Below are 19,983 nucleotides of genomic sequence, written 5' to 3'. Positions count from 1 at the left end.
TGACAATAAAGTTTGTACACTGTTCTATACTTAGCTCCAATATGGCACAACGGAGCTAAGCGTCTTGGCTGGACGAAGAAAACTACAAACAACGGAAGACTTTAAACGTGCACTCAAAAACCGCTATGGTTTGAGTGAGGGAGACAGTTACAAGCCTTGGATACGGGTGCAGGATGTTGCATCACAAGGTAATAGCGCTAAGATTCAAGGGCTTAAAGTTAACCGAGAGCATCATACTCTCTCTGAACACGAGAGTTGCTTCTTCTATTTAGCTGAGTTTTCTGACTCAGTTGTTGATATTCGTGAACAGTTTCCTCTTTTACCGTTAGATTTATCAGTAAGAATCTCCAGTGTGTTGGGTGTAAAACATCCCATCGTCCCCGGTACTAAAACTCCCAACGTCATGACTACAGATTTTCTACTTACCTGCTCCGATGGCGTAAGAACATGGTATGAAGCTGTAAGTGTTAAACCTGAAGCTCAACTTAATAATAAACGTGCTGCCGAGAAGCTTGATATAGAAAGAGTCTGGTGGGAGTTACAAGGGATAACTTTTCATCTTTTTACTATGACGAATAAAAATAAAATACAGTCAAAAAATATTCAATGGGCAACTTCCCCTGTTAGGCAAGGGCGAAAATTTGATAGTGATCTTCTTTTTTCGGCGTTAAATTTTATGAATGAAGGTCTAACTTTTATTGAGCCGCTGTGCAACGCCTTTGTTAATGAGCTGGGTGTTGACCATGATGATGCTTTGGTAATAGTAAAAGTGCTGATTGAAAAAAAGATGCTGTTGGTAGACTTTAATAATCCGATCGCAGATACAGGTATACTGAATGTTATAGGTATTAATAAGCACGCAGGAGGTGAACTGTATGCAATTTGAGATAAACAGTACCTGGGATGTGAAAGATGTTGATGGTCTGGATGATGGGCTATATCGCCTTCTAGCTAGCTATAAAGGTGATGATTTATTTATATTGTTCAATATGTCAAGTAATAAAAAGTTACAGAGGCCGGTTGGGGTAAGTATTAAGCTGTTCTCGAAAATGTTTAAAAGAGAAGGAATAAAATCATCTGTATTCGATCTGCCATTTTACCAGCTGGTTAGTGAAAGCGATATACCAAAAGCATACATTGAAAAACGAAACGAGCACTTTGATTTAATTAAAGAGTTGGTTTTAGAGCCTGATTTTTTATTTAATATAGTGCTAAATCAGCGTTGTGGAATATTGCCTGCTCATGCTAAGAGCAAGGGTACTTACGTACAAAAAATTTATCGGGTACTTAATCAATACTGGCGTTATGGTCAGGATATTAACGCACTGGTACCGGCTTATAAGAATTCTGGTGGTCCGGGAGAGCCTCGTTTGGCAGGGGTTAAAAAGCGTGGTGCACCAGTCCATTTATCGACACTTGGTATGATACCACCCTCAGGGAAAAACACGACGGAAGATGATAAGAAAAAATTTCTTAAGGCTATTAAAAAATATGGGCTGAAAGGTCGTCCTACAGCTATTAGCCGTGTTTATGACAAGATGCTCAATGAGCTTTACGCTGATGAAATATTACAGGCAGAACAAGAAAACAGAGCTCCTATAGTCCCCAATTTAAGCGTGTTTAGATACTGGATAAAAAAGCTGGTGCCTGAGTCAGAAATGATAAGAAAAAGAACGAATAAAGGCGACTTTCAGCGAAATAAACGTGGTCTTCGTGGCGCTGCTACAGATCATTCTGAAGTGCCTGGAAGTTACTTTGAGTTGGATGCAACCGTCCTGGATGTTCATATTGTTTCTGAGTTTAATCGGAACCAGGTTATTGGAAGACCAACACTATACTATGTTGTTGATAAAGAAAGTAAAATGGTTGTAGGTATTCATGTTTCAATGGAATATGCATCGTGGAGAGCTGGTCGTCAGGCATTAGTTAACAGTTTCACTTCAAAAAAAACATTTTGTGCGCACTATGATATTGAAATAAACGATGAAGACTGGCCTTGCTACCATATACCACAACGTCTGTTATGTGACCGCGGAGAATTTATTTGTAAAAAGGCAGAAGAACTTGCTGTTCCATTGATTGGGCATCTAAGTTTTGCTTCACCATACAGCGCAGATAAAAAAGGAATAGTAGAACATAAGTTCCATACTTTAAATGAAGAGTTAATTCATGATTTAATGGGCACTACGAGAGGTATAAATTATATACGTGGTGATAAAGACCCAAGGATGGAGGCGGTACACACTTTGAAAGAAGTGTACAAAATGATCATCGAAGATGTACTAAAACAAAACAACAGAGTTCTTGATGCGCTTGCTGTTCAAACTACATTGTTAATTGAGTCAGAACTTAGCCCTACGCCTCTTAACTACTGGACTGTCCATCTTAAAAAACATTTGCATGCACTTAATAAAGCTGATGAAGCTGAAATTAGAGCAAAATTGTTACCTGCTATATATGTTTCTATGACTAGTAAGGGTATCAGGCTTAGTGACGATATGTATTACGAGTGCGACCGCTCTGAGTTTGAAGACTGGAAGACTATTGCGCGTAATAACGGACGTTGGAAGATGGAGTCTCGGATTGACAGTGATGATGCTTCTTTCATTTATGTACGTTTACAGCCTTATGAAGGCTTCACCAGATGTAAGATAATGCCGAGATCATCAATCTTTGAAGGACGTCATAGAGCAGATGTTTTGTACTTTGAAGACTGGAAGAAAATTGAAAAAAACAAGCCGAAAGTATCGAGTAGTTCTATTGAAGTTAATAATAGAAGAAATTCAATAATTGATAACGCAAAGCGAGAAGTTAAAGAGTTACCTAAACCGATTAAAAAAATAGACAGAATTCGTGATATGAAGACTAGAAGAAGAAATTTTATATTAGATGCCAGAGTTTATGAAAATATTGTTTGCGACGATAATTTAATGGCAAACGACACTTCCGTCAATCAAGTATCAGAATTACGTAAGAAAAAAGTCGTTTCTATCCTTAAAAGAAAGAAGGATTCTGATAAATGAGACATGAAGAAGCGAAATATAATTCAGCTATACTTCCTGAACATCGTGGTAATCCATTAATTGAAGCTTTGCCGATTAAACTGAGTGATGATGACTTAGTCCATGCGCTCAGCTTCTACCCACCGCATTCTTCAGAAGAAATGAAGTTAGAACCTTCTCATAGATTAGAATATTTAACTAGGTTGAAAGCACTAAGGCAACCACTTCCTATATATTTTGACTGTTTCAGAGCTATCGAAATTGCTATAAAGGAAGGTTATTCTGCAAAAAACCCTCTATCACCTACAACTATGAACTATTTGCATTATCCTGTGAGTGAGCTTACAGGTGTAGCACCTAGAACGGGATATTTTCAAGCAAAGGGTTGTGGTATTACCGTTATTGGAGAAAGTGGTGTAGGAAAAACCTGCATGCTGGAACAAATACTTAGTCATTTTCCAGATAGTATTATGCACATTCGTTATAGCGGTATGCCTATCCCTCTTCGCCAGGTCGTGTGGATAAAAGTGGATTGCCCAGAGGACTCCAGTGTTAGAGCTTTGTGCCATAAAATTATTAGAGAGTTGGATTTTAAAATGGGGATTGAGCCTACTGTGAAAGCTCGAACCATCCCTCTTCTAATTGATCAAATAGAGGCGCGTATTAAATCAAGCTTTCTGGGTGTTTTGATTATAGATGAGATGCAGAACCTTAACCTTGCTAAAACAGGAGGCGCCGATCGACTTCTTGCTTTCATTCATAATCTTGTCAATAACCTTGGAATTCCAATACTTTTTTGTGCAAACCCTCCTTTTAATCAATTGTTGAGTAAGACACTTAAAACCGCAAGAAGAGCTGAGAGTAACGGATATTTCGACTTTGATTTGATGGAAAATGATGAAGTTTGGGCTCTGTTTATTGACGAGTTATGGGAGCTACAATGGACTAACGTCAAAACGTCACTGACTTCTAGTCTGAACAACAAACTATACGAACTATCAGTAGGTAATATGGATTTGGCTGTCAGGATTTTTCGTGAGGCCCAGCGCTATATTATTGGTACTGAAGATGAACGGATTACGTCAGCGGTACTTGAACATGCAGCAACTATTGCCGTTAAAGCTTCAAAGAATATTGCTGATGAGATAAGAAGAGAGCTAGCTGTTTCTGTTCTTAAGAGAAAAAAACCAGAAGTTGCAACACCAAAGCTCGCCGATGAAAGCGCTTCTAAACAAGATATGTTGTTGAACAACGCCGGAACCCTTCTGGCCATTCCTGGAGACTTAACTAGGCCACACCACCCAGAGTTTCTTTTTACAATCAATAAATTGCAAAAAACTGAAGATCTCTATCCACTTATTGAAGATATGGATTTATTTCAACGTGCAGCTACTGAAGATGATCCATTAGAGATGTTGAGAGCTAAAATGGTACTTTGTGAAGATCCGTTAGAAAAATTTTCTTAGTGTCGCGGTGGTGAATATATGAAAGTCCCGAAGCCATTTCCAGATGAACTTTTACTTAGTCGGCTTAACCGTTACGTGACAATGTACGGTGTACACATAGTTGAGTTCACGGAAAAGGCTTTTGGAAAGGACAGGGTATCAGTACATCCTTTTCTGCCAGCAGGTATTGAGCAGCTAGCCGCACTGATTGATGAAAATAAAGACAGAATTATTAATGAGCAAACACTTGCTCCACTTTTTTTTCTGTTCATGCCCAAGCATGCTGCTCAGCTAAAGCGGTTGATGCTGGCTTGCGAAGGTGCGAAAGCGTTCAGATACAGCCAGCTTGCCTCTTTTAGCTCCAGACATACGCTTTGTCTGAAATGGTGCCCAGTCTGTGCCGGTAAAGAGTTGAAGGAGCTTGGTGTGGCATATTGGCATAGGACTCATCAAATCCCTGGATTAACAGCCTGTCCGTTCCATCCCGTGTTGCTACACAGAATGCTCTTGGTGAGTCGGCAGAGAGTGATGGCAGGATGCCTGCCTTCGCATACAGATGCGGTAGTTCCGGCAGCAGAAGTGGAGGTGCGGGTAGCCCGCTTTGCTTATGAACTGTTACAGCTCAACAGCAGAGATATGGGCCAATTAGATCTTGCATCGGTATACAGGCATAGGCTGTCTGAATTGGGGTTTATCACAGCACATGGCAGAGTTCGTCGTGAGGGAGTTATGAAGGAATTTATGGCGGTTGCAGGTTTGTATCGGCCAGCCTTTGATACCGATCTTCCCCGTAATGACCGGGATTATCGTTATATTTCTCAGCTACTGGAGCCAGAAAGCAGCCGTCATCCATTCCGGCACCTGCTCTTTTCATGCTGGCTTTATAATCAGCCGCAAGACCTGTTTAAACGTACACACTCTTCTTCGAGTGCTTCTGAAAGCAATAAACTTAAGAGTTCAAAGAAACTACGGATTGTTGAGCTTAAGTGTCTGGCGTTACTAAGAGAAAGCCACTCCCTAGCCGAAATTTATCGTATTACCGGAAAGAGTCGTTGTTATCTGAAACGCCTAGCTCTGCTTAACGCTATTCCAATAGAAACTAAACCTCGGGCTCTGACCGATGAATGCAAGCACTGTATACTGCGCCTAGCTCATGCAGGCGTGCACAGAAAAGCGATTTCAAAGCGCTGCGGTATTGGTATAGGCTCGGTTGAACAAGTGATTTCCAGTACGCACGGTATGGTGGATCGCCGTAAATTGTGCCACTGGGAGTCTAAACGCCGCCGTTGTCGAGTTAAAATATTAAGATATCGTCAGAGTTATCCTAAAGCTATACGGCAACAGATAAAGGTACAATGTAATGCTGAGTTTTTTTGGTTATATCTAAATGATAGAGGCTGGCTAGAGGCAGTTCTGCCGAAGTCGAAAAAACCTATAGGTAGAACTAGATAAATTAATATAAAATAAAGATGAAATTTTTTATGAATATAATTACGGAAGTAGAAGTCGAAGATAACGCACCATACGATGAGTCATTACACGGTTTTTTATTACGGAATCAACTATTATACTCCCCAAGTTCTAAGCCTTTCGGGGTGATTAGCTTAAAAGGAGGTTGGGTTGATTCCCCATTCGTGAATAAAGAGGCGGAGCATATTTTTAGAACGCTGCCTGATCATGAGTTATTAGAAATCATAGATATAAAAGAAGTAGTTAATAATGTAGGGAATCAACTATTTGATTGTGCTACAAGTTATACAAATAAAATATCAAATGTGTTTTTTTCAAATCGTAATTCCACTGGAACGTATAAGACTTCAGGGCCAATTGTATTCTGTGAACTTTGTATTAAAGAAAGTATTAAGAGGTTTGGTTATGGATATTTTAAAAATATCTGGTCTTTCTATTCATACTGTATAATACACAATGAGCCTCTAAAGGAACTTCCTCTTAAAGGCTTTTATAGTAGTTTAAGTTGGGTGGCTGATGTAATGGGAGGGAATACACCAGAGGCTTCTTTTCAAGTTCAAGATACAAAAAAACCAAGTTTTTTATCATGGGATGATCCCTTTGCTGCTTATTTTTTTCCTATTAAAGCCAGTCAATGTGTTTTTAATTTTTTTGCTAAGTGGGTTTCAACTAATGAGTCCTCTTTTAATAATGACTTATATCGAGTAATTTCTAGAAAAGAAATGTTGAAATATTGTAGGTTTGTCTCTGTTAAAAAAGACTTTTCTTCCAAATCTAAATATTATTTAACTAAAGTTTATATGCTCTTGAAACATTTTAATCAAAATTTACTTGATAAATTCTTTGAACAGCACGTCGAAGTAGTTAAAGTGCAGATTGGACCTAGAAAGCAGGGAGTCCTACGGGAACTAATTACAAAAAGAAAAGAAGAGTCTTGTTCTATTTGTAAATTTAAATCTTGTAGTTTAAGAGGGCGTAAAGATTTAGAGGTTATAGAGAATTATGATCGGAATATAAAATATTTAGTAAGTAATTCATATTCATTATTAAGAATAGTTTTGCAGCAAGACCCACTGAGTCCGTTCGGTAGTGACTTATGGAGTCCAATGGAGCTTGAAGTTATAAGTAAAGACTAGAAAAATAAATTAGGAGTAGTTTAACGCAGCGGTTTTGATCTTTATGGTGTTATTGAACAGTGTCCTACATCTTTTCACCAAGAAATACAGTTGTAGCAAGGCTTCGCAAGAACCAGGGTAGGGGCAGGCCGCAGGGCAAGATTACGAAACCCCTTGCCCCATAAGGACTCGCGCTAGGTAGTCACTATTTCGACCCGCCCGTTTTTGCTTACGTTTGAGGCCGGCTTTAAAACTAGTGTCGGAATTCAGTAAGTTAAATGCGATATGGCGGATCGCAGCAAAGTTCTCGCCTGCTTCATCACGTCTGATCCGACAATTGTCTTCGCTCATCCCAACATCAAGTCGCCAGTGCAGTTGAGATTCGATGGACCAATGTGCTCGGCTCGCTTCCAACAGCTGCTTGGACGTTAATTTTGCTGAGCTAATATAGTAACGAATGGAGATGTCCGTCGCCGGCTGGCCTTTCTCTTGGCGTATCGCAGCCACAATGCCCATCGTCTTTAACTCCGGCCATTCAAACTCAAGGTCACCTAGCACTGAGAGGTCGTCATTAACCAGGCATAATCTCGTTTCTACTCGCCCATGCCCTTGCTCTTTTGTGCTGTAAGTATCACCTTCATCACTCTGCAGCATCTCTAGTTTAAAGTAATTATCAAACGCGGCTTCCAGGCTTGGCTGGTTGCTTTTGACCGACAGCAGGTAGTCTGCATCTTTATTTAGCACCTTCTTGGCGATGGCTTTCTGGCAACCCATTGCATCGATGGTGACTAAGCAACCTCTGATATTCAGCAGCTCTAGCAGCTTTGGAATGGCAGTGATCTCATTACTTTTCTCTGCCGTTTTAACTTGTCCCAGCACCACCTGATTAGCGGCACTAAAGGCACTCACCATGTGGATCATTCCTTGCCTGCGCCCCTTGTCGTAAGTACCACGCAAGGTTTTACCGTCGATAGCAATCACTTCACCTTCGGTCGCTATATGGCAGTCTCTCATCCACGTAGCAAAGCTCTTTTGTAACTGTTTAGCTGAGATCATGTCCATCACACGAGCGATGGTATCGTGCACGGGAATACCATTGTCGAAATCACCGTACTGTTGCAACCAGTCAAAATGATCAACACCAAAATCTTGGATTTCTTCCCAGCCTTCCGCTCCACCTATCACCGCAACAATAGCGAGAAAGAGAATATTCGACAGCTTATGCTCTACTTTCCACTGCTGGCGAGGGTCATGGATGATTGAGAGGTGGTCCAACAGGCTGAGTCCATTCATGGTGATAATCTCACATTGAAAAGACAGTATATGATCACAGCTAGAGTTGATCGTCAAAGCGATCATTTAATTCGCTCATTTATCTGTAATCAATAGCCATAATAGGGTACAAAGTGGCCGCTACTTTAAAAAATAGTAGCGCGCTAAGCCCCGTCATATAAGGGTTCTTCATGATCTTGCCCTGTAAGAACAACTCTCTTTCGAAATCGGTCTTTAACAGTTTTTCAAACTCAATTATGAAAGAGTGATTCAGTAACTTTTTTAACTTCATGGGTTAGATAAAACACCTCAGGGCATTTAACGCCCACATAAAAGGCGGCGCGTTAGCGACGTCCAGCCCACAGGGCGATTTTTAATGTGCTTGTTATGTTTTAACATTTTTACTCGGGTAACAACGGCATAAAAGTTCGTAAGAGTAAGACAAATAATATTGACAGCGCCAAGACAATATATGAATTAATCTTATAATTAGGCATAAATTTATCAGCGACAAAAACTCTCAAATTAAACGCCACAAGCGAAAATAAAAGTGCAATAGGAACCTCTATAACCTGACTTAAGCTTTGGTGCCCGTAACCTGATGCCGTAACTGCAATCCACTCACCAACTACAACTATGGGAAGAGCAAGATCACTCCAGTAAATAGCGTTCCGTCTTCTAGCGAAAATATAGGCTACCGCAGCCAAGGCGAAATACAATAATATACAAATTAAAAATAGTGCAATCATGCAAACTCTCTCAATGAAACATAACGCCTGCCAGCAGGGGCGAGTGAAACGAGTCCAGCCAGCTTGCTGGCGACACTGGCTGGCTTTGTTAGGTGTTTACCAATCTTCATCGAAGTCATCAACACCGTGGGCACTATGTCCAACCATATACCATTTGTCGTTTATCTTTCTGAATATATGGCTGTATGTATTTTTAGCACCATTCGTAGATTGCTCTGATATAAGCTCCACGTTCCCCTTCTTTGCCCAAAGTGGAACTTCAGACAATGCGCCGCCTAGTTCTAGGTCTTTTTCATAGACTTTTCTTTCAATGACTTTATATGCAGATTCTTCTAGAACCTTGTCTGAAAAGTGAAACGATTTAAGCTCCCAGTAGATTGTTTTTAGCGAGTCTACATCTTTGGCTCTAGTATATTCACCGTAGCACTCTAATGTTTGCTCGGGCGTATTCATCGAACACTCATCCGCTTCAACAGATAATGCAACAAGAGCCAAAAGGGATAGCAATATTTTCATCGAGCTAATATACTCCTAATTTTCATCGAGCTAATATACACCTAACGCCGCCAGAATGCGCAGCTTTGCAGTTGATTTTTTTGTGGCAGTCTTTTTCGCCACAAAAAAAGCGACGAAAAAGCTGTCGTATTGCTGGCTTTGTTATAACCTTGCAGAAGTCACTTTTTTGTATTGAGATTTTACAAACCACCACATGGTAGCCCCCCAAAAAAGCCCACCAACTGAAAATAAAACCAGAGATAAAGCAACGATATTTATAGTTTGAGGGGTACCAGTAAAATGCTGAATTATAGAAAATAGAATAGCAGTCGGTATTCCCCAACCCAACACTCCAATAACGAGAACAAATCTCAACATCCCCTTTTGTACTGTAAGCCCTAGCTTATCTTGTTTTCGACTATCCATCGATGATCTCTCCTTACGTTATAACGCCCTTGGCTGCGGCTGGAGCGAAGCGACAGTCCAGCGAAGCGATGCAGACCAAACTTGTTATGCGCAGTTTGGACGTTTGTTAATTTTGAAAACAGCATACCCGAAAAGCCGAGCCAATAAAAAGCTGCCAGCGATAAAAGTTGCTTGGGGTTTTGCCAGAGCTTGAGGCTGGAACTGAAAAGTTTGTTAGTTGAAATCTTGTTCATTCGTGAAGTCCATTTCGGTTTTACCTAAAGGTTGTAAGGCGCATAACGCTAATTCAACGACAAATGACATCTATGCAAAAAGCATTTATTCCGCTGAGGCACAAATATCATCATAAAAATTTTATTTTTATCAAAAGCTTAAGGCACCATAAAGTGGTGACTCGGGGAATAAGCGTCAAATGTCGTTTTCCACGCAAGATGTCTGCTCGCTTAACCATTTTACACTCACATCAACTATTCTATATTTTTCAGTGCTTTGTAAGCTTTGTAGATCCAAAATCATACCGTTCTGCGACAACTGTCGTATAGTTCCGCTTTCATCAAAATGTAAATATCACAGCCAGGCTCGAAAATACTGTTTTTTCACCAGGCTACAATCAGCAGCATTTTCCTGTAACAGACACGCTACCGCCCGAGCCTTGTGGACGACCTTGCCTCTTATCTTCCCTGTTTTGAGGCTGGTCTATATCACCCAGCTAGAATCATATGAAACCGCTCTATTATGACGCTGCAGGCTGCCGAATGGAAGAAGAGCCCCAGCATGAACTACTACATGCCGCAGCTGAAATATATAAATAAAGGTAAGTAAGTGGATATAAGGCCGGTTTGCATCTCGTTTAACGAGCGTTTATCAATCAAGTGATGACAACGATGGTAGTAAGGAAGCTGGTTCGCATGCAAGTGTGCTTGCCAACCGGTACAGTTTCTCAACAGTGATGTTGACTTCTCCTCGCTCAATACGCCCCATATAGCTCCTATCTACTCCACACACGAGTGCTAAGGCATCTTGAGAAAAACCTTTCTCTTTCCTCTGCGCTCGAATGTTTTTCCCCAACGCTTTTGCCAGCTTTTCCATAACCGCCTCGATTCTTGTGAGGCGGCACTATCCAATGTTTGCGGATGCATGAGCCACGGATTATAATCCGCAACTGTCTATTCCACGTATATTTCTACAGGTACTCGCATGAAATCGAATTTGTATCCTTTTGACAAGCGGCTGTATGAGCTGTTTCAGCGAGAGGAATATAGGAAATTTACTACTCGCGAGCTACGCGACGGTTATGCACAGTATCTGAGTGAGAAAAGCTTTCTTCTGACAGATGTACGTAGATATGTATATGAACAGATACGCCGTATGCTGCGTTTAGGGTGGCTGACTCTCGATGAGGAGAGAAAAAGATTTGGGCAGGTTTATCACTTACGACCAATGCCAAATAGTCTAAAGCTTCGTCTTGTAGACAACGGATTTGAGAGCAATTTCAACATTGATCCTGAGCAGGAGCAGGCTGTCCACCCACCACTGCCAGAAACTCACTTCACTGTTACTGCTCGACAGTTAGAAAGACGGCTCAAGGAAACCCGGCTAGACTTCCTTTCTTCGGTAGGGGAAGCAGAGGGTTACAAGCTTATCCTTGATGATATGCCACAGCTCAAGAACCAGATTGAAGACGACTACCTAGAAGCAAGAGATCGCAGTTCCCGACTTTTGGGGCATGTGCGCGCCATTGAAAAAACGCTAAAAAACCTTGAGATATTAGCGTGAAAAGCCCCCTGAGAGATTGGCAAAAGCGTTGTATTGAAGCTGCTTTACAACAATATGCTCAGACGCAACATTTCTTTTGCCAAGCCACTCCTGGTGCGGGTAAAACTCGGATGGCTGCGGAATTAGCCCGAGAGCTGCTGTTGCAAGATAAGATAGATCTTGTGCTTTGTTTTGCACCATCGTGTCAAGTTGTGGATGGGTTCCGTTCCACTTTTTCGACGGTTCTTGGTAAAAGACTGGATGGTTTGATTGGTGCTGTTGGTGCTGCCTGTACTTACCAAGCTATGGAGCACCTAGACGATTCCTTCTGGGGGCTATTAGATGATTGCCGTGTATTTGCTGTATTCGATGAAATTCATCATTGTGCTGGTCATGATCTGGTTTTTAGCAATGCTTGGGGTAAGCAGATTCTTCAGAAAATACAGGAGAAAGCAGCCTTTACACTGGCGTTATCTGGTACTCCATGGCGTTCAGATGATAGAGCTATTGCATTGGCTCGTTACTCAACGCCGGAGGGGCGTTTGATCTGTGATTATCGTTATGGACTGAAAGAGGCCATAGCAGATAGTGTTTGCCGGTCTCCTCGAATTGTTCTTCTTGATAACCAAATGATGAAAGTAACGGAAACACTTGAGAACGATAGTACAGTCAAGATGTTCCCCAGTATTGCACAGCTTTTGCGTGGTTCTTCGGTGTCTTATGAAGATCTACTTTGTCACGATGATGTGCTTAATCAGCTGCTTAGTTTAGGGTGTGCGAAGCTCGACGAAGTTAGAAAGTACAAAGCTGATGCAGCCGGATTGATAGTCGCTACTAACATAGAGCATGCGCATAAAGTTGCATGTGTACTCCAGACTATGGGAGAAAGCTTTCGAGTCGTCACGAATAAAACTCCGAATGCTCAGCAGGTAATCAATGAGTTTAGAGCTAGCGAGTGTCGCTGGATTGTTGCTGTCGGAATGATCAGTGAAGGAACAGACATTCCTCGTTTACAGGTTTGCTGTTATTTCAGTCGTATTCGCACAGAGTTGCATTATCGGCAGGTGCTAGGGAGGATTCTGCGGCGTGTAGGAAAGGCTGATAATCAAGCATGGCTGTTTGTCTTAGCTGAGCCTGTTCTCAAACGATTCTCTCAGCGTATCGCAGAGGATCTTCCCGATGACCTAGCGGTCCTAAGTTACGTTCAAGAACCGGAGGTATCTTCTGATATCGGGGTTGGCAAGTTGGGGATTATTGGCGGCATTGTAGATAAAAATACTTTAAGGAATTCTATAGAAGTTGGTGCAGGAAGTGGATTACCGTTGAATGAAGTATCTTCAACTACCTATCAAATAAGCTTTTCACAGTATTATCGCCAGAAATTACTCGCTATTTATTGAGCAGTTTCTGGCGACAAAGGCAGTTTGATAAAGTCATCTTAATCAGTTTTTGTGACTCTACTAGATAGAGTCTCAAAGTTTCCATCGGTCACATCATTACGTTTTTAGTGTACAAACTTTATTGTCACAAATGGAGTTAGTGTACAAACTTTATTGTCAGTGCACATAAATTGTGAATTTTGAGTGTTTAGTTAAAAAAACTCCAAACGAAGGGTGTAGAGAGCACCTCTTTTAGGTCCGCCAACTCGGATAATACCAACTAGTTGGTGGCGGCTTAATCGTCGATATTGCAAAAGACACGGTTTCGAGTGATTGAGCCGTTCAGCGGTTCGAATTGCTCCGATCCAACCGAGCGGCCTTAGGTCTCAAAAAGCGCTGACAGCTGAGATGTGTTACTGTGTCGGTTCTGGCATACGAGTTACCAAGTATTTTTCTTCTGCTTAACCAGTTCGAGCGCTTCCTTCAAGTGTTTTCTCGAGACCTCGCGCTTCACCGGTAGCCTGTCTACCTTGGCCTTCTGTTTTATCTACAGATGTAGCCATCATCATATTGCGCCATAGGTAAATTCTACCTTAGTTGGCGTCACTACAGAGCTTGATAGTTCGACCGTTATCGGGACGAGCTGCACTCTTTTTCGCGTTTAATCGTCGTGAGGGCAAAACTAGCCTGACGCTCGATATATCGCCTGAAAATAGGAGTCATTATGAGCTTTAACGTTGCCATTCTAGGCGCAGGCCCGAGCGGCCAGATTCAATTACGTACTTTTAATCAACATCTGAAAACCTTCCTTCAGGAAGAGCAATACCAGCCGGCACAGGAGTGCGCATGAGTCAGGCGTGTTTGTGCTTCACCTCGCGTCACACTGCACACTGACTAACCTATCTTGGCGCCGCCGTCCGATATGCTCGCCGTCGCCGTCATTATCGTGCTCATTGGCTTTGTCCTGTACCAAGCACGCACCTTTGTAACTAAGCTTTAAACGCAAGGTAATAATGATTACCTGCTGATAACAAGACCATCCGGAGATGTAGATGAAATTTTTAAACACACTCGCGACTGCTGCGCTAGCGAGTTCACTCTTGCTTGGCGCTACGCTAGCCCAAGCAGACTCTAAAGAGCCTATTGTAATACCTACCCATAACTGGACCAGCCAAATCACAATGGCGTATGTGATTGGTGGTATTTTTGAAAGCATTGGCAACAATGTTTCTTACGTACCCGCTGATAGCCAAGCGGTCTATGAATCAATTCGTAACGGTGACGTCACTATTTCTCACGAAGTGTGGGAGTCCACTTTTGGTAAATCGTTTAATAACGCGTTAGACGCGGGCGGCATCATTGATGTGGGCATGCACGCGGCAAAGACTCAAGAAGAGTGGTGGTATCCTGCGTATGTAGGCGAACTATGCCCAGGCTTACCTTCTTGGGAAGCCCTAAACGGTTGTGCCGATCTGTTCGCAACCGCAGGTAGTGGCGGCAAAGGCCGTTATCTAGACGGCCCGATGGACTGGCATGGTCAAGAAACCCTAGACCGTATCGAAGCTCTGGATATGAACTTTACCGCTAAGTTTGCCGGATCTTCTGGTGCACTTTGGGCCGAACTAGCGTCCGCCGCTAAAGATAAGCGTGCCGTGGTGGTATTTAACTGGTCACCTAACTTCACTGATGCCGGTGACGGTGGCAGCTTCGTTGAATTCCCCAAGTACAGTGATGGCTGTAAGAAGTCCGATGGCGGTGATGGCAAGTGTGGTTCTCCACCAGCAGGTTGGTTGAAGAAGGCGGCTTATTATCAAATGCCTAAAAAATGGCCAGCAGCTTACAAGGTCTTTAACAACATCTCCTTTACTAAAAGCGATATCGGCAATATGGCGGCATTGGTTGACATCGATGGCATGAGCCACGAAGCAGCCGCTGCTAAATGGCTAGCTGACAACGAAGCAACGTGGAAAAGCTGGCTGTAAGCCAACTCCCCTCACTTGAGTTATTCGTATTCAAGTGAGGCCTTTTGGGTCGTTATTTAACACAACAACAGAGACCTTGATGCTGCCTTTAGCCAAGGTCTCTATTTATTTGGTCTGTTCTTTCACAGTGACAGCAGAGTAGATAACTCAGTGACCCAATAATCTATTGTGCTTGTTAGTCCGACATATCCATTGATCTAGTGCCAAAAAACACATTGTTTTAGCACCTCTTTTTTTACAAGGATTTAATTATGTCAACACCACCTCAGCCGGTCATTAAGTGTGAGTCTGTTTATAAAATTTTTGGCACCAACGCGGTAAAAATGTTGAAACAGTCAGGCGGAAAAGTAGAAACCGCATCATTATTAAAAGCAGGATGTGTCATTGGCGTTAATAATGCCTCTTTTGAAGTGCACAAAGGTGAAATGCTGGTCGTCATGGGCCTATCAGGCTCTGGGAAATCGACCCTCTTGCGTTGCATTGCACGACTCATCGACACCACTGCAGGCGATATTTTTATTGATGGCGAAGACCTGCTTGCCATGAATGAAAAAGAACTCATCAATATTCGTCGTAATAAGATGGGCATGGTATTCCAAAGCTTTGCCCTTCAGCCTCACAAAACCGTGCTAGAAAACATTGCCTTTCCATTAGAAGTGAAAGGTATTAGCACTAGCGACAGCATGAATCGTGCGCTAGATATGGTCAGCTTAGTCGGCCTCACCGGTCGCGAAAATTACTTTCCGCGCCAGCTCTCTGGCGGACAGCAACAACGAGTCGGCATTGCTCGCTCATTGGCTGTTGAGCCTGATATTTGGTTCCTCGATGAGCCATTTTCAGCTCTAGACCCTTTGATCCGTAAAGAAATGCAAGACGAGTTCTTACGTTTACAAAGTGTATTAAATAAAACCATCTTATTCGTCACTCACGATTTTGACGAAGCGCTACGCCTTGCCGACCGCATCGCGATTATGAAAGACGGCGCTATCGTACAAATAGACACTCCCGCCAATATCATACTCAACCCCGCCACGGAATACGTCGCCAAATTCACCCGTGAAGTGCCACGCGAGCGTGTGCTCTCTTGCCAAACCATCATGGAAAAATATGATGCCGCTGCAGAGGTGAGTGACATTATGGTATCTCAAGATGCCATTATCGACACCGTAGCCGAATTCGTGCTAACCGAGCAAAAGCCGATAGCCGTCACTGATGCCCAAGGCAAGATTGTTGGCGTATTAAATAGCAAGGCCATAATACAAGTTTTGTTTGGTGACGCTAACAGCACGCCAGTTAATAACGAAGTCGTGAGTCAAGCCTAATGCAATATTTTACCGAACATAAATGGACTCAGTTCGTCGCCTTATTTGCGGTATTTTTTGCCCTTATAATGGTCATTGATCCGGCCACCGGTGGCAACTTATGGCGCCTACAAGAAACGCAGTTTTGGCGGTTGCCCGACGTGATTAATGACGGACTTAAGTTCCTCATCAATGACTGGTGGGTGGTGGATATTTACGATGCTGAGTTAGATCTAACCGAAGAATCGACCATGATGACAGAGTTTACTCGCGGCTTGTCTGGCGTGATCCTCTTTAGCATTAATTTGATTCGTGAACTGCTATTAGGTGGCGTGAAAACCGTGGTGGCTTTTACTAGTTGGGACTTTATTAGCGAACACGAGTGGGCTCGGATCCCAGCACTGCCGTGGACTGCAGTGGCTGCTGGTACCTTTTTACTCGGCCATTATCTTGGTGGTCGTAAGCTGGCCATTTTAGCGGGTGCCAGCACCATTTATATTGCTGTATTTGGTCAGTGGACACCCGCCATGCAAACCTTATCCTTTGTCTTGGTGGCGGTGCCGTTATCGGTTTTTCTGGGGTTAGCGTTAGGTATTATTGCCTTTAAGAACAAAACTTTTGAGGCCTTCTTGGCGCCACTATTAAACGTGGCTCAATCTATGCCACACTTCTCTTACTTAATCCCAGTGGTGGTATTCTTTGGCATTGGTGACCATGCGGGTGCTATTTCAACGGTTATTTTTGCCACCCCCCCCATGATTCGCTTAACTATTTTAGGCCTTAAAAAAGTCTCTCCAGAAGTGTTGGAGGCCGGCATGATGAGTGGCTGCAGCTCACGCCAACTGATGTTTAGAGTGCTTATTCCTACGGCACGCCATGACATTTTGATCGGTATTAACCAGGTCATCATGCAATGTTTGGCCATGGCCGTAATTGCCTCTTTTATTGGCGCAAGAGGGTTGGGCTACGACTTGCTGGTGTCATTGAACATGCTCAAGATAGGCCAGGCCCTAGAGCTGGGTGTGTCTATTGTATTGATTGCGGTGGTATTGGATAAGTTATCCATGGCCTGGGCTAAAAAGCAGGTTGATTACTTTGCTGACTTGCCCTTTCATTTGCGACACAAGCATTCGCTAGCCTTCTTAGGGATTTTGATCTTCACCTCGGTTATTGCCTATGGTGCGTCAATGGTTTTCCCAGACAAGGCTAACTACCTCTACTTCATTCATGAATCACAGGGGTTAACGACCGGAACATTTTGGGACTTTATTGTTGACTGGATAATCACCAACACTTATGACAGTGTGCAAAGCTTTAGCTTTTTTATGACCACTTCAATTTTGATGCCGATGAAAGAGGCTTATTTGTCGATGCCTGTCGCTGCTACCTTGTTCCTGGTTGCAGGCACCGGTTACATCGTTGGCGGCCTGCGCTCTGCGGTGGTGGTCACGGCTTTTATTGGCTTTATTGCGTTAACACCTTGGTGGGATCGTGCTCTTATTACCGCCTATATGGCTACCTTTGCCGTGATCGTGTCCGTTATTATTGGGTGCAGTGTGGGCATCTTATGCTCTCGAAGCCCTCGAGCCACTAAAGCTATTTTGTTGGTGTGTGACACCTTTCAAACATTTCCCTCGTTCGTTTACTTAATTCCGGTGATCATGTTGTTTGGTGTGAGTGACTTATCCGTGCTAATTGCGGTGATTGTATACGCTACTATCCCAGCTACACGTTATACGGTAGAAGGCTTGAGTAACGTACCCCAAACCTTGCAAGAAGCAGGTTCCATGTCTGGGGTTAATCGCACACAGCGCTTATTAAAAATTGAGCTACCGTTGGCGTTCCCACACATTATGTTGGGTATAAACCAAACTGTCATTTTTTCGTTGTTTATGATTATCATCGGCGCCTTTATTGGCACCGACGACTTAGGTCAGTTGATCATGCAGTCGTTGTCACAAGCCAACGGTATGGGCCAAGGGATTGTGCTCGGCTTATGCGTTGCCTTTATTGGCTTGGCAGTCGACCATTTGATTCATACGTGGGCAGAGCAGCGTAAGAAAGTGTTAGGGGTCGCTTAACAGCAAGTGTGCCGGGCGCTATTAAACAATATCCAGTGATGTTTTGCGGCTGGGCGCAGGAAAGACGGCATCCAGTCGGGCTAGGGCATCGTCGTTTAGCAAAATGTTGAGTGCTTCGGCATTTTGCTGTACATGCAGTGGCTGCACGGCTTTAGGGATGGCAATTAAGTCGCGTTGGCCGTCGACGGGGCGAATGGCCCAGGCTAGTAGTAATTGCGGCACACTGATCTTTAGCTCACTGGCCACAGCTTGCAGCTCGGGGTGGGAGAGCAAACCCTGGCGCAGGCTGCCACCTTGCGCTAACGGGCAGTAACCCATGGTGACAACATCTTGCTGACGCTGCCAAGGGCGTAGCGAATGCTCGATGCCACGAGAGCCTAGGTGATACAGCACTTGGTTAACGGCGGTGTCTTGGCCGCTTAAGGCATGCCACTCTTGGGCTTCATCTAAGTCAAAATTAGAAATGCCAAAGCGTTTTATTTTGCCATCGGCGCGTAGCTGTTCAAAGGCGGCTAGGGTTTCTTCTAGCGCGATACTGCCGGGCCAGTGCAGCAGATACATATCTAGGTAGTCGGTACCTAAGCGCTGCAAACTGGCTTCACAGGCTTGAATAGCACTGCGTTTACCCGCATTCCACGGATACACCTTAGAGACTAAAAATGCCTGCTCGCGTCGGCCTTTTAGTGCATCACCCACCACTTCTTCGGCCCCACCGTCGGCATACATCTCGGCGGTATCCACCAAGGTCAGCCCCAAGTCTAGCCCTTGCTGAATGGCGCGCACCTCATCGCGGTGTGGGGCCAGTCCCTCGCCCATATACCAAGATCCCTGCCCAATGGCGGGTAACGTAACGGCAGGCTCGGTAGTGGTTGCTTTAAGCGTAACGGTAGCGACCATGATGACCTCTTAAAATGTTGTAGATGATTTTGTGTGTGTACTAAGCCAATATGTTGACTGAGCAGACTACGCATTGCAACGCCGAGGCTTGGGCTTTCACATGGGGTTAGCCATAGTTAGACTCACCGTTTTCACTAAAATAAAAAGTAAGTAAAAAGCACGCAAGGAGCAGAAAATGACTACATCGGGTAATGATGACCATGCCGAGCTTGTTCCGGTAAGGCGACGCTTACGGTTAGATAATCTTAATCAGCTACAAATAGAGTTGCTGGCCAAAGAGTTTAATAGCGAAGTCGGCGTGTCTAAAGTGGTGGTGCGCAAGCAGTGGTTAGAAATTGAATACGACGCGGCGGTGTTGACCCTAGATCGGGTGATTGAGCTACTTGAAGCCTACGGCGGCGAGCTGTCGCAAGATTGGTGGACGACATTTAAAGCCAATTGGTATTTGCGCCGCGAAGAAAAACTGCGTGCCCAGCTTAGCGAAGATCCTTAAAAGACAGCGGTAAGCTTTAAGCCGTAAGCTGACAGAACAACACCAACACTGGCCCTTCGGGCAGCGACTTTCCCATTGTGCTGGCTTGCGCATGCACCCCGAATAAGATCCTGACTTTCGT

The 19,983-nt window shown here is 43.5% G+C and carries 19 protein-coding genes; 12 read left to right on the top strand and 7 right to left on the bottom strand.

Features of this window, described 5'->3' with window-relative positions:
- Positions 1-64: 64 nt before the first annotated feature.
- The 5 genes from ACFQ1C_RS04875 to ACFQ1C_RS04855 are packed head-to-tail and all read left to right on the top strand — an operon-like array spanning position 65 to position 7,053.
- Positions 65-886, top strand: coding sequence for a TnsA endonuclease N-terminal domain-containing protein (locus tag ACFQ1C_RS04875; RefSeq protein ID WP_379557413.1), 822 nt, complete (start codon positions 65-67; stop codon positions 884-886).
- Positions 876-3,023: a transposase gene (locus tag ACFQ1C_RS04870; protein ID WP_379557412.1), complete on the top strand. Its 2,148-nt coding sequence runs from the start codon at positions 876-878 to the stop codon at positions 3,021-3,023. The genes ACFQ1C_RS04875 and ACFQ1C_RS04870 overlap by 11 nt, the downstream gene beginning before the upstream one ends.
- Positions 3,020-4,468 (top strand): ATP-binding protein, encoded by a 1,449-nt coding sequence (locus ACFQ1C_RS04865; protein ID WP_379557411.1) that lies wholly within the window; start codon positions 3,020-3,022, stop codon positions 4,466-4,468. The genes ACFQ1C_RS04870 and ACFQ1C_RS04865 overlap by 4 nt, the downstream gene beginning before the upstream one ends.
- 18 nt (positions 4,469-4,486) lie before the next feature.
- Positions 4,487-5,899 carry a TnsD family Tn7-like transposition protein gene (locus ACFQ1C_RS04860; RefSeq protein ID WP_379557410.1) on the top strand — a complete coding sequence of 471 codons (1,413 nt, stop codon included), beginning with the start codon at positions 4,487-4,489 and terminating at the stop codon, positions 5,897-5,899.
- 29 nt (positions 5,900-5,928) lie between these two features.
- Complete coding sequence (locus ACFQ1C_RS04855; protein ID WP_379557409.1) at positions 5,929-7,053, top strand: hypothetical protein; 1,125 nt, start codon at positions 5,929-5,931, stop codon at positions 7,051-7,053.
- A 141-nt stretch (positions 7,054-7,194) separates the two neighbouring features.
- Here the strand turns inward: ACFQ1C_RS04855 and ACFQ1C_RS04850 are convergent, their stop codons facing one another.
- From ACFQ1C_RS04850 to ACFQ1C_RS04825, 6 genes are all read right to left on the bottom strand, one after another.
- The gene (locus ACFQ1C_RS04850) at positions 7,195-8,325 is read right to left on the bottom strand and encodes an ISAs1 family transposase (RefSeq protein WP_379557464.1); all 1,131 of its coding nucleotides are present in this window, start codon (positions 8,323-8,325) and stop codon (positions 7,195-7,197) included.
- A 380-nt stretch (positions 8,326-8,705) separates the two neighbouring features.
- Positions 8,706-9,053 (bottom strand): hypothetical protein, encoded by a 348-nt coding sequence (locus tag ACFQ1C_RS04845; RefSeq protein ID WP_379557408.1) that lies wholly within the window; start codon positions 9,051-9,053, stop codon positions 8,706-8,708.
- A 96-nt stretch (positions 9,054-9,149) separates the two neighbouring features.
- Positions 9,150-9,569, bottom strand: a complete 420-nt coding sequence (locus ACFQ1C_RS04840; RefSeq protein ID WP_179806617.1) for a hypothetical protein — start codon at positions 9,567-9,569, stop codon at positions 9,150-9,152.
- A gap of 141 nt (positions 9,570-9,710) precedes the next feature.
- On the bottom strand, positions 9,711-9,974 hold the full coding sequence (locus ACFQ1C_RS04835) for a hypothetical protein (RefSeq protein WP_379557407.1): 264 nt from the start codon (positions 9,972-9,974) through the stop codon (positions 9,711-9,713).
- A complete protein-coding gene (locus ACFQ1C_RS04830; protein WP_379557406.1) occupies positions 9,947-10,207 on the bottom strand; it encodes a hypothetical protein in 261 nt (86 codons plus the stop codon). The genes ACFQ1C_RS04835 and ACFQ1C_RS04830 overlap by 28 nt, the downstream gene beginning before the upstream one ends.
- A gap of 631 nt (positions 10,208-10,838) precedes the next feature.
- Positions 10,839-11,063 carry a helix-turn-helix domain-containing protein gene (locus ACFQ1C_RS04825; protein ID WP_379557405.1) on the bottom strand — a complete coding sequence of 75 codons (225 nt, stop codon included), beginning with the start codon at positions 11,061-11,063 and terminating at the stop codon, positions 10,839-10,841.
- Positions 11,064-11,171: 108 nt separating this feature from the next.
- Here ACFQ1C_RS04825 and ACFQ1C_RS04820 point away from each other — a divergent pair, with 108 nt between their 5' ends.
- The 6 genes from ACFQ1C_RS04820 (at position 11,172) to ACFQ1C_RS04795 (ending at position 18,472) form a co-directional block, all read left to right on the top strand.
- Positions 11,172-11,750 carry a hypothetical protein gene (locus tag ACFQ1C_RS04820; RefSeq protein ID WP_379557403.1) on the top strand — a complete coding sequence of 193 codons (579 nt, stop codon included), beginning with the start codon at positions 11,172-11,174 and terminating at the stop codon, positions 11,748-11,750.
- The gene (locus ACFQ1C_RS04815; RefSeq protein WP_379557402.1) at positions 11,747-13,129 is read left to right on the top strand and encodes a DEAD/DEAH box helicase; all 1,383 of its coding nucleotides are present in this window, start codon (positions 11,747-11,749) and stop codon (positions 13,127-13,129) included. Before ACFQ1C_RS04820 ends, ACFQ1C_RS04815 begins: the two co-directional genes overlap by 4 nt.
- A 703-nt stretch (positions 13,130-13,832) precedes the next feature.
- The gene (locus ACFQ1C_RS04810) at positions 13,833-13,958 is read left to right on the top strand and encodes a hypothetical protein (protein ID WP_379557401.1); all 126 of its coding nucleotides are present in this window, start codon (positions 13,833-13,835) and stop codon (positions 13,956-13,958) included.
- 202 nt (positions 13,959-14,160) lie between these two features.
- On the top strand, positions 14,161-15,090 hold the full coding sequence (locus ACFQ1C_RS04805) for an ABC transporter substrate-binding protein (protein WP_379557400.1): 930 nt from the start codon (positions 14,161-14,163) through the stop codon (positions 15,088-15,090).
- Positions 15,091-15,341: 251 nt separating this feature from the next.
- Entirely contained in the window at positions 15,342-16,412 is a 1,071-nt protein-coding gene (locus ACFQ1C_RS04800) for a quaternary amine ABC transporter ATP-binding protein (protein ID WP_379557399.1), read from the top strand.
- A complete protein-coding gene (locus ACFQ1C_RS04795; RefSeq protein ID WP_379557398.1) occupies positions 16,412-18,472 on the top strand; it encodes an ABC transporter permease in 2,061 nt (686 codons plus the stop codon). Before ACFQ1C_RS04800 ends, ACFQ1C_RS04795 begins: the two co-directional genes overlap by 1 nt.
- A gap of 21 nt (positions 18,473-18,493) precedes the next feature.
- On the opposite strand, the gene ACFQ1C_RS04790 is transcribed toward ACFQ1C_RS04795, so the two are convergent.
- Positions 18,494-19,369 carry an aldo/keto reductase gene (locus ACFQ1C_RS04790; protein WP_379557397.1) on the bottom strand — a complete coding sequence of 292 codons (876 nt, stop codon included), beginning with the start codon at positions 19,367-19,369 and terminating at the stop codon, positions 18,494-18,496.
- Between the two features lie 175 nt (positions 19,370-19,544).
- On the opposite strand from ACFQ1C_RS04790, the gene ACFQ1C_RS04785 reads away from it, so the two are divergent.
- Positions 19,545-19,862 (top strand): hypothetical protein, encoded by a 318-nt coding sequence (locus tag ACFQ1C_RS04785; RefSeq protein WP_379557396.1) that lies wholly within the window; start codon positions 19,545-19,547, stop codon positions 19,860-19,862.
- Positions 19,863-19,983: the final 121 nt, after the last annotated feature.

This window comes from Oceanisphaera ostreae (genome assembly GCF_042676125.1).
Classification (GTDB): domain Bacteria; phylum Pseudomonadota; class Gammaproteobacteria; order Enterobacterales; family Aeromonadaceae; genus Oceanimonas; species Oceanimonas ostreae.
Note: the sequence above shows the minus strand (reverse complement) of the source record. Positions and strands in the feature narration are given on the sequence as shown.